Source organism: Sphingomonas sp. RIT328, from assembly GCF_000632225.1.
Classification (GTDB): domain Bacteria; phylum Pseudomonadota; class Alphaproteobacteria; order Sphingomonadales; family Sphingomonadaceae; genus Sphingomonas; species Sphingomonas kyungheensis.
Genome location: NZ_JFYV01000031.1, coordinates 22829 through 32799, shown reverse-complemented (window position 1 = coordinate 32799; position 9971 = coordinate 22829). Strand labels below are relative to the sequence as shown.

7 protein-coding genes are annotated in these 9971 nt (G+C 64.6%); 5 read left to right on the top strand and 2 right to left on the bottom strand.

Features of this window, described 5'->3' with window-relative positions; translation table 11 throughout:
* Positions 1-795 precede the first annotated feature (795 nt).
* From BW41_RS13635 to BW41_RS13615, 5 genes are all read left to right on the top strand, one after another.
* Positions 796-1200, top strand: coding sequence for a hypothetical protein (locus tag BW41_RS13635; RefSeq protein ID WP_235199768.1), 405 nt, complete (start codon positions 796-798; stop codon positions 1198-1200).
* On the top strand, positions 1197-1745 hold the full coding sequence (locus BW41_RS20150; RefSeq protein ID WP_152542320.1) for a hypothetical protein: 549 nt from the start codon (positions 1197-1199) through the stop codon (positions 1743-1745). Before BW41_RS13635 ends, BW41_RS20150 begins: the two co-directional genes overlap by 4 nt.
* A gap of 406 nt (positions 1746-2151) precedes the next feature.
* Positions 2152-2694, top strand: coding sequence for a helix-turn-helix domain-containing protein (locus BW41_RS13625; protein ID WP_037535056.1), 543 nt, complete (start codon positions 2152-2154; stop codon positions 2692-2694).
* The gene (locus tag BW41_RS13620; RefSeq protein WP_037535055.1) at positions 2695-3306 is read left to right on the top strand and encodes a DUF3800 domain-containing protein; all 612 of its coding nucleotides are present in this window, start codon (positions 2695-2697) and stop codon (positions 3304-3306) included.
* 778 nt (positions 3307-4084) lie between these two features.
* Positions 4085-6226 carry a TonB-dependent receptor plug domain-containing protein gene (locus tag BW41_RS13615; protein ID WP_235199767.1) on the top strand — a complete coding sequence of 714 codons (2142 nt, stop codon included), beginning with the start codon at positions 4085-4087 and terminating at the stop codon, positions 6224-6226.
* Here BW41_RS13615 and BW41_RS13610 read toward each other — a convergent pair.
* Positions 6223-9201 carry a Tn3 family transposase gene (locus BW41_RS13610; protein WP_037535054.1) on the bottom strand — a complete coding sequence of 993 codons (2979 nt, stop codon included), beginning with the start codon at positions 9199-9201 and terminating at the stop codon, positions 6223-6225. The two genes, BW41_RS13615 and BW41_RS13610, sit on opposite strands and share 4 nt — an antisense overlap.
* Positions 9202-9205: 4 nt before the next feature.
* Positions 9206-9790, bottom strand: coding sequence for a recombinase family protein (locus tag BW41_RS13605; protein WP_037535053.1), 585 nt, complete (start codon positions 9788-9790; stop codon positions 9206-9208).
* Positions 9791-9971: the final 181 nt, after the last annotated feature.

The window sequence follows — 9971 nt, the reverse complement described above, 5'->3', positions numbered from 1 at the left end:
CCGCTTGGTCGCGCGGGGGGAGGGGGATCGCCCGCCCTGCACGGATGGCCGCGCAGCGGCCTGAAGGAAGGGCGGGGACACCCCCCGCGCGACCAAGCGGAGCCGCGATACGCGGCGGAGACGGCCTGGCCCTTCCCAGGGGGGCAGGAACAGGCCCCCTGGCGCCCGTGCGCGAGCGCGGGCCATCGAGGGCGGCGTGGGAGCGCCCCTACGCCGCAGCGGCCGTGCCGACGCGGTGGACGGGATCTTCGCGGCCAATCAGGCCGCGGCGCCGTTACATGACGATCGTTACCCGAAGGGCCGAGACGTGCGGCGGCTCGGTCAGAGCGCAGCGTAGACAAAGCCGTGCTCGCAAGGACCACGCCCTGAGCTTCAGATTGTCGATCGCGGACAAGCCGAGAGCAGAAGGGAAGCCGCGCGTGACGCTCTAGGCGCACCTGCGCTATATGGGTCATACGGCGGGGGGACGGACACCTTACAAGAGGCACCAGAGGGTAATGCTGACCGTGCTGAGGGTCTTGGGCACCGTCTGCGTAAGCGTCAGGCGCAGACCTTGATCACGCCGCGCACGCCCGCTGCCATGTTTATGATCTTACGACCTGATCAAAAGCAGGCTTGACGCCATGAGCAAGCACATGTGATCTTTATTCCGGCTTGGGGTAGGTCAAACGGGGTCTAGCTAGGTAGAACGGGAAGGTTTGGCGCCGCAGACGGCGTATCCTGCGTTGCCCATGGCGACACCATTACAAAATTGTGTCGTGAGCCAATTACATCAGATTTGAAGGGGATGTGAATATGTTGAAATTTGCAATGTCGATGGCGGCAGCCCTGCTCCTCGCACCGGTTGCGGCCCCAGCACAGACAGCAGCATCAGCCACAACGCCACTTGTCAACGAGGATGTCGGCGTCCCGGTCTTCCCCTATGATATCACCGATCGCCCCTACAAAGTCCTTGGCGAGGTCAAGGCTGGCGTCCGCAAGGCGACCATGTTCAGCAAATCTCCGTCGCAGGCGAAAATCTACAGGGAGCTTTGGGAGCGCGGTCAGAAGCTCGGCGCCGATGCGGTGATCAAGGCGAGTTATGGCGATGCCCATGTCTCCGCGCTGAGCTGGGGCAAGGCAAATGCGACGGGCATCGCCATCAAGTTCCTCGCTTCTGGCGAGAAAGCCTCGCAAGGCCAATCGGGCAGCGGCAATTGATCAACCTTGATCGTCGGCGGCATCTAGCAATATGTGCCGCCGCACTTATTGCCGCCTGCGTTGGTACCCAGGAAGCCGCTGTTGCACAGGTCGCAGCCAATCCCTCGTTGCAAATTCCTGGCGGCACCGAGATCAAGCTGATGGTGCTGAAAGAGGTCAACAGTCGCGACAGCAAGCCTGGCGAGCGATTCAAGCTGCGCGTCAATGAGGCGGTGGTGATCAACGGCGCAGTGGCGATCCCGGTCGGCGCCTTGGCATGGGGCGAGGTGGTCAAAGCCGAGGGCACTGGCATGGCTGGCGAAAAGGGACACCTCACCGCGAAACTGCTCTATGTTGAAACGCCGGCGGGTCGTCTGCCGATCTCGGGTGTGCGGGGCGCCGAGGGCAAGGCGAATACCGCAGGCGTCGTCCTCGGCGTTTTGAGCTTTGGTCTGGGCGGGCTTTTCATGAGAGGAGGCAACGCGCTGTTGAAGGCAGGGGACATTTTGATCGGGTACGTCCAGCCGACGGGCGCCAATGCCATCTTGGAACCTGTGACGCCGTAATTCAGAACAGTTGCCCCCCTCACGTCTCACGACCGACAGCGGTGGGAGCGACACGGCAGCTCAACTCCGCGTCGCTCTTGCGTGAGGATCGTCACCCGTCAGGGCCGAGACGCGCAGCGGCTCGGTCGGAGCGCAGCGGAGATAGAGCCGTGCCCGCCAGGGTCACGCCCGTTTGTAATCTTCCATATTGCTCGGCAGCGATAGGACATTCATACCCGGTACCCATGAATCCCGATTAATCGGCTTCTCGGTTAATCCGATTTCCATGCATCCTTATTAGGATCGGACCTATACGCCTCCAGGGTAGAGACACCCTTGTCGCCACCCTTGCGGACACCTATGTCCTGTCGCTCGATCTTGATGCGCATGGTTTTTCTGCCACTTACGCATCGTAAGGAGACGAAGCGTGAGTGACAATACGGAAGATGAGCCGGCTGAACCGGTCGCGGAGGCGAATATCGAGGCGGCTCCGAAATCAAAAAAGATGACCGGCGCTGCGGCGGACAAATGGGGCGCGAAGGTCATGGCGCTCGGATTCTGCATCCTGCCGTCGCTGCTGCTGCGCGCGCAGCGCCGGCTCGGGCTCAACCCGACCCAGCTGGCGGTATTGATCCAGCTCGCCGATTTCTGGTGGGACGCTGGACGCAAACCGTTTCCGAAGAAGGCCGATCTGGCGCAGCGGTTGGGGCTGAGCGAGCGCCAGGTGCAACGCATCATCGTGGACCTCGAAGAGGCGGGCCTGGTCAAGCGGATCGAACGGCGCGCGTCGCATCGCGGCAAGATCTCGAACGCGTATGATCTCCAGGGACTGGTCGACAAGCTGGCGGAGATCGAACCCGACTTCAGCGATGCGGCAGAGGCCGCGCGCCTGCGCCGCGAGGCGGTCGCGCGGCCGGGGCTGCGGCGACGCGGAAAGGCGGCGGTCGAGGACGCCGCACAAGAGATTTAAGTGGCGCAGCGGCTCAACAAAAAGGTTCTCTGCTTCATCGACGAGTCGGGGACGGCAGGCGCTGCACCGTTCCAGCTCGGCGCGGTGTTCGTGCTCGCGAGCGAAGCCGGTCGGCTCGACAAGGCATTCAGTGATCTGCTGCCTGCCGATGCGAACGAGGTGCATGCGGTACGCATGGACGACGGTTATTTGCAGGGCCTGCTTGATCGGCTGCGCGCCAACGCGCAGCTCGATCGCGTCGTGATGATCAACCAGCAGTTCGCGGCTCGCCCGGGCGAGCCTGCGGAGATCTATGCTCAGGCTGTGGTCGATACGGTAAAGGCAGGGATGAAGCGCTTTCGCGTCGTATTGGGTCGGGAGAGTGTCGACAACGTCGACGTCATCACTGACGTCAACCACCACAACGATCATCCCGCCTTCGACGCCTATATGACGGCCGCGCGAGTCAGCGAGGGACGGTTCCGAGGCGTCAACCGGGTGGCTCGGCTGGATTCGGGGGCATCGCGGCTGCTACAGCTCGCGGACGTGGTGGCCTATGCGCGCCGCTGGATCATCGCCGAGGACGTCAATGCGCAGGGTCTGCGCGAACGATTCGGCATTCATTTGCTCTGAAAGAAGAGAGCCGCCCCGGATGGGGCGGCTCAGAAATGTGTAGGAAGATTGGTGGCCGGCAACCAGGGTATCAAACCCTGGGTAGCCACGGCGCCCGCCCAACACATGGCCGGGACAAGTCGCCTTACAGGTCTTCCTGCAATGCCCATGTACGCGCCACGTGCAGCGAATACAAGGTACCTGAAGGCACGCATGACCAGTACCAGCAGGTCACGACCGTCCGTACCAACGAGAAGTTGCTGACTGGTGCACGACGGCACGCTTTTTGAACGATATACCTGCGCTATGTCGCCGCAGTCGCCGCAGCGGACGAGATCTTCGTGGCCGACCAAGCCGCGGCGCTTGTACGTGAGGATCGTCACCCGTCCGGGCCAAGACGCCCCGGGTGGCTCAATCGACGCCCGCGGCGCCGATAGAGTCTGCCTGCCAGGGACACGCCCGACGCTCGGGCCTTAATCGTAGCGAGTGGCGACGCGGCGTCAGACCTTTTTGCGGCCGTACATTATCTCGATGCACTGCGACGCAGGCGACGGCGCTTGTCGCGTGAACGCCGGGTTGAAGCTTGGCAGCGATCAATGATTTCTATCATTTCCCACTAGAGTGATGGGATATGATCCATGTGCGAGCGTCAAGAGATGCCGCCGGATCATAAGGGGGTTGATGGATGAAGCTCATCATCATCGGATTGTTGGCCGGTGGGTCACCCATAGCTGCCGCCGTTGCACAAGATGCAGCGCCCCCGGCGGGCATCGGGAGGGCAGGGGCTAACAATGAGATCGTGGTCACCGGGACCCGCACCGGCGAACGGACGGTGACGACCTCGCCGGTGCCGATCGACGTGCTGCGCGGTGACGACCTGCGTGCTTCGGGCTATCAGGAAACAAGCGAGGTGTTACGCCAGCTTGCGCCGTCCTTCTCTTTCGCCAATCCGACGACGCCCGACGGCAACACACATATCCATTCCGCCTCGCTGCGCGGGCTGTCGCCGGACGAGACGCTGGTGCTGGTGAACGGCAAGCGGTTGCACGGTGCGGCGTGGGTCAACACGGGCGGCACGATCGGCAAGGGCTCGACGCCGACCGACCTCAATCAGATCCCCGCAGCGGGTATCGGCCGCATCGAGATCCTGCGCGACGGTGCCTCGGCGCAATATGGCTCCGACGCGATCGCGGGTGTCATCAACATCCTCCTGCGGACCGACACCACGCTCCATGCCTCGGCGAGCGCGGGCACGACCTATGACGGTGGTGGCGATACCTACGAGTTCTCGCTGGGTGGCGGGCTCAAGCTGGGGGATGACGGGTTCGTCAACGTCACCGGCTATTATCGCGACCATCAGGCGGCGAACCGGGCGCAGCCCGACACGCGGCAATTCTACTTCGGCATCTCGCCCAGCGGCACGCCACAGCCGCTGTCGGCCCGCTATGGCGCAGGGATCGGCCTCAACCCGCCCGGCGGAACAGCTGGATCCGGGCTCGATCCGCGCGAGGCCACGGTCGACTGTAACGTCTGGCGCTTCGCCGATCAGGGCGACATTAAAGACGGTTCGATGCTGGTCAACCTCAGCAAACCTTTGGGCGATGTCGAGCTCTACGGCTTCGGCGGCTACCGCCTGAGCAAGGCGGATAGTAACGCGTCGTTCCGCCGACCGGGGCAGGACGAAAACGTCCGTGCGATCTATCCGAACGGCTTCCTGCCCTTCGTCGACACGGACAGCACGGATTATACCGGCGCGCTGGGTTTGCGCGGCGATCTGGCTGGATGGAAATGGGACCTGTCGAGCGTCTATGGCGGCAACCGCATCGAATACCGGACGCGGGACACGCTCAACGCGACACTAGGCGTCTCCAGTCCCACACGCTTCTACAATGGCCGCTACGGCAACTCGCAGTGGACGACCGATCTGACCCTGTCCAACAGGGTAGAGGCGGGCTTGGCCGCGCCGATCGACATTGCGGTCGGCGCCGAATATCGTCGCGACGGCTACAGGATCGGGGCGGGTGAATTCGCCAGCTACCAGTACGGCCCCGCGCGCGTGCTCGACGGCCCCAATGCCGGCGCGATCCCGACGATCGGCTCACAGGGCTTCGCCGGCATTCAGCCGAGCGACGTGGTCAATGTCCACCGCGATGCGATTGGCGCCTTCGCGGAAGCGGGGCTCGAGCCGGTGCGCGGCTGGACGGTCGACCTAGCGGGACGCTACGAGCATTATTCCGACTTCGGCGACACCTGGAACGGGCAGGCGTCGACGCGGCTCGCGCTTCCGGCAGGTTTCGCCTTGCGGGGCTCGGTCGGCACGGGCTTCCACGCCCCCAGCCTCGCCCAGCAGTATTTCAGTTCGACCAGCAGCCGGACGATCGTCAACAACACGACCGGCTTCCCGGAATTCGTGCTGGTCCGCACCGCGCCGGTCGGCTCCCCGGTCGCCCAGGCGCTCGGCGCGCAGGCTCTGAAGCCGGAGACATCGACCAATTTTGGCGGCGGTCTTACCTACGCCGGCGGTCGCCTGACGGCGTCGGTCGACTATTATCATATCGATATCGACGACCGGATCATGCTGTCGTCCAACTATGTCGATGCGTTGGGCAGCCGGCGGCTGCGCGACTATCTTGCGGCCATCGGTATCCCAGGCGTGACCAGCGTCCGCTATTTCACCAATGCGGTCGATACCCGGACGCAGGGCGTCGACGTGACCGCGGCCTATGCGACACCGCTGGGCGGCTGGGGCGACCTGAAGCTGTCGGCGGCCTACAACTACAACCAGACGCGGCTGCGCCGGATCGCGGCGACGCCGACGCAGATCACCGCGCTCGGCATCACCACGCCGTTGTTCGACGTGGTCGAACGGACGCGCGTCGAACGTGGCCAGCCGCGCGACAAGGTGGGGTCGGTACATAGAACGGACCCAGATATACGCTAAGGTTTCGCCGGGCCTTCTACGGCGCGGGTCTGGCGGAGCGGCCTGAGGGCTTTCGATGGCGCGTCGGGATCGGTCCAGAGATAATCGCCGGTGAGGTTGATGTGCTGCCAGCCGAGCGGCGAAAGGTGTTGCAGCAGGTCCGGGGAGACCGGCCGGCCGAGGTTGGCGAGATGCTTCCGGGCGGCTTGCAGGTAGGTCGTGTTCCACAGGACGATGGCACCTGCGACGAGATTGAGCGCGCTCGCCCGATGGCTCTGCGCTTGCAGCGCATGGTCGCGGATACGGCCGATCCGGTGGAAGAAGATGGCGCGTTTCAGCGCATTTTCGGCCTCGCCCTTGTTGAGTTCGCGGGTAGCGCGACGCCGCTGTTCGGGCTGCTCGATCCAGTCGAGCGTGAACAGGGTACGCTCGACGCGGCCGATCTCGCGCAATGCGAGTGCCAGGCCGTTGGCGCGGGGATAGGAGCCGAGCCGTTCGAGCATGATCGACGCGCTCACGACGCTGGTGCGGATCGATGTTCCCAGACGCAGCACGTCGTTCCAGTGCGCGGCAATCAGGGCTTCGTCTATCCCGCCCGCGACCAGCGGCGCGATATCGGGTCCGGGCTCAATGCCGTCGAACAGGTGCAGACGGCGCGCGGCGATGTTCGGGATGCGCGGCGCGAATCGAAATCCGAGCAGATGGCATAGCGCGAACACATGATCCGACACGCCCCCGCCATCGACGTGGTGCTCCTCAATATGCAGATCGGCACCGTGGTGGAGCAGCCCGTCCAACACCTGCGCGGCCTCGCTCGCGGACGCCGAGATGACGGTGGAATGGAACGGCGCGTAGCGATCCGAGACATGGCTGTAGAAGGAGACGGCAGGCTCTGCCCCCTTGTGCGGATTGACCGCGCCGGTTGCCTGGGCGCGGCGATCGAGCGGGAAGTTCTGACCGTCCGAACTGGACGAGGTGCCGGACCCGAACAGGGCGGCGAGCGGTGCGGTGTGCTGGGCATCGACCAGCCGGGCGAGAGCGCGGCCGTAGGTCTCCTCGCGCAGATGCCATGAGGCGAGCCAACCAAGCTGGCGCTGGGTCACGACATTGCAGGCTTCCGCCATGCGCGTGTGGCCCAGATTGGTCGCATCCGCGAGCACCGCCGTCAGGATCGCACGCGGTTCATCGGCGACACGGCCACTTTGCAGATGCGTGAAGCACTGGCTGAATCCGGTCCATCGATCGACTTCAGCAAGAAGGTCGGTGATGCGGATCGCGGGCAGATGGGCATAAAGCGGTGCGACCGCGGTATCGGCTTCTTCGGGCGTGATCGCCTTCAACGGCGAAATCCGCAGCCTGCCGAGGCTGAGCTGCACGTCTTCCAGCGCGTCCGTCTCCGCCTTTCGCTCGACCTCGGCCAATCGACGGGCTAGGCGGGCGCGTCGTTCCGCCAGCCAGGCACCGGCGGTATCCGGTGCCGGGATCGGCAGGGGACCGGCCGCGCGCATGGCGGCGAAGACGGGACCGGAAATGAGTTGTTGTTCGATGGCACGATAGCGCCGGCTTCCCTCGACCCACATGTCGCCGGCGCGCAGCCGGTCGCGAAGCTCCACCAGCACGCACAGTTCATAGGTCCGGCGATCAGGAAGGCCGGAGCCGATCGTCCGACGCCAGGCCTGTCGGATGAAGCCGACCGGCGCATCGGACGGCAGTTTTCGCAAACGACCGAGATGAAGGTCGCGGATGATCGCAACCGCTCGCGCGAGCGCATGGCAGGCCGGCACCGCCCCGAACGTGAACGACGCGATGAATGAGGGGCCGACCTGTCGGAGAACGGGGTAGTGGGTCGCGGCGATCGTGACGGGATCGACGGCATCGGGGCGGATCAGCTTGCGGGCTTCATCGACCTCACGGCCGAGATCGTCCCATCCGATCGCGGCCTCGACCGCAGCGGCGATGTCGCCGCCCGACACCCTGGCGGCAAGCAGGGCATCGCCGAGCCGGGCGAGCAACCGGATTTTGCCGTTGATGGTACGTCGGTCACGCTTGAGCGCCGTGTCCGCGCTGTTCTGCTCGCGCCGGAACATCTGGCCCAGCAGGCGATCGAACATCAGCACCGCATCGTCGGTGAGCGTCACTATGGTTTCAAGTATGGTCGCCACCAATGTGGCGCGACGCCGTGTCGCTTGCAGCGTCCGAACGTGCTGCGCGGTCAGCCGCGCACCCTCCTGGCACAGGCGTCGCAGGCGTTCGGGATGTACGCCTGCGGCGATATCGGGATCGATCCCGATCGCTCGAAGCAGTGTCAATCGCTCGATGATGGCGGCAAACGTCTTGCGGCCCGGCTTGCCGGGTGGTTGCCGCACCCAGGCCAGATCGCTCTGGTTCGTGCCGGCATGAGGCAAAAGAAGGGCGTCGAGCAGTTGGCGTTGCCCGGCGTCCAGTCCTCGGGTGAGATGCTCGGCAACATGGCGTTCGGCATCGAGCAACGCCTGGGCGACCATCCGCTCGACGGAACTGATGCCCGGCACAATGATGCGCCGTCGCCGGCACTCATCCAGCAGCACCCGCGCGAGCCGGGGCCCGCTGGTGGTCGTTAGCGCGATCGGCAGGAGCCATTCCTGCAATGTTGTTCGCAGCGGCCGACTGAGCGGCGTGAAACCGAACGCGTCGCGCAGCGCATCGAGCTGTTCGTACCGGGTCGGGCCGCGCGTCGCGTAGTCGGCCAGCACATCGGGTTCGACCTGCAATTGCTCGGCAACGAATGCGAGCGGGGTATCGGGAATCAGTTCCCCGGGGCGAAGCAGGCGGCCGGGATAGCGCAGCGCGCAAAGCTGGATCGCGAAACCGAGCCGGTTATGCGGCCGTCTCCGGCGCACGATGACAGCCAGATCGTCCTGGCTCAATGTCCAGTGCTGGACGAGCAGGGTTTCGTCGTCGGGAAGCGCAAGCAACGCCGCGCGTTGCTCATCCGACTGGACGGCGCGACGCGGCATCGAATCAGACTTTGGCCGGTGCGGTCCAGCCGATCCGCGACAGCGTTCCGAGCAGGGTCGAGCGCGGCACCTTGAAGGTCCGGCAGACGGACGCCTTGCTCGCCCCACCATCCAGCGCGGCGGTGATCCGCTCGAGCGTTTCGGCGTCGATCATCGGCGGGCGACCGCCCTGGCGTCCCCGGCGTTTGGCAGCGGCCAGTCCCGCCATCACCCGTTCGCGAGTCAGCGCACGCTCATATTGCGCCAATGCGCCGAACAGCGAGAACAGCAACTCGCCGTGCGGCGTGGTCGTATCCATCTGCTCGGTCAGCGACCGGAACGCGATGCCGCGCGCCTTCAGGTCGGTGACGATCGTCAGCAGGTGCGGCAGCGAGCGCCCGAGCCGGTCGAGCTTCCACACGATCAGCGTGTCGCCCGCGTTCAGATAGTCGAGGCAGGCTTTCAGGCCCGGTCGATCGTCGCGCGCGCCGGATGCCTTGTCGGTATGGAGATTCCGATGATCGACGCCGGCTGCGACTAGCGCGTCCCGCTGGAGATCGACCGTTTGGCGATCGTCAGCCGACGATACCCGCATATATCCGACGAGCATGTACGACAAACCATCAAAAGCATGTTGTCGCACACTTTATCAAAGCGACAGGGTTTGTCGATCGTTATGGGCCGAGGCGCGTGTGGTTCGGCGAAGGCCCAGGTCAGGGGTGTCGGCTATCATGTGTTTTCCGACAGTCTCAAGACGCTGCGGCAACCTATACCGGCGTCATGACCAAGAT

What these genes read in the sequence shown, in the direction of transcription:
- BW41_RS13635 (WP_235199768.1), top strand. Translation starts at nt 796, where the DNA reads ATGTTGAAATTTGCAATGTCGATGGCGGCAGCCCTGCTCCTCGCACCG.
- BW41_RS13610 (WP_037535054.1), bottom strand. Translation starts at nt 9,201, where the DNA reads ATGCCGCGTCGCGCCGTCCAGTCGGATGAGCAACGCGCGGCGTTGCTT.
- BW41_RS13605 (WP_037535053.1), bottom strand. Translation starts at nt 9,790, where the DNA reads ATGCTCGTCGGATATATGCGGGTATCGTCGGCTGACGATCGCCAAACG.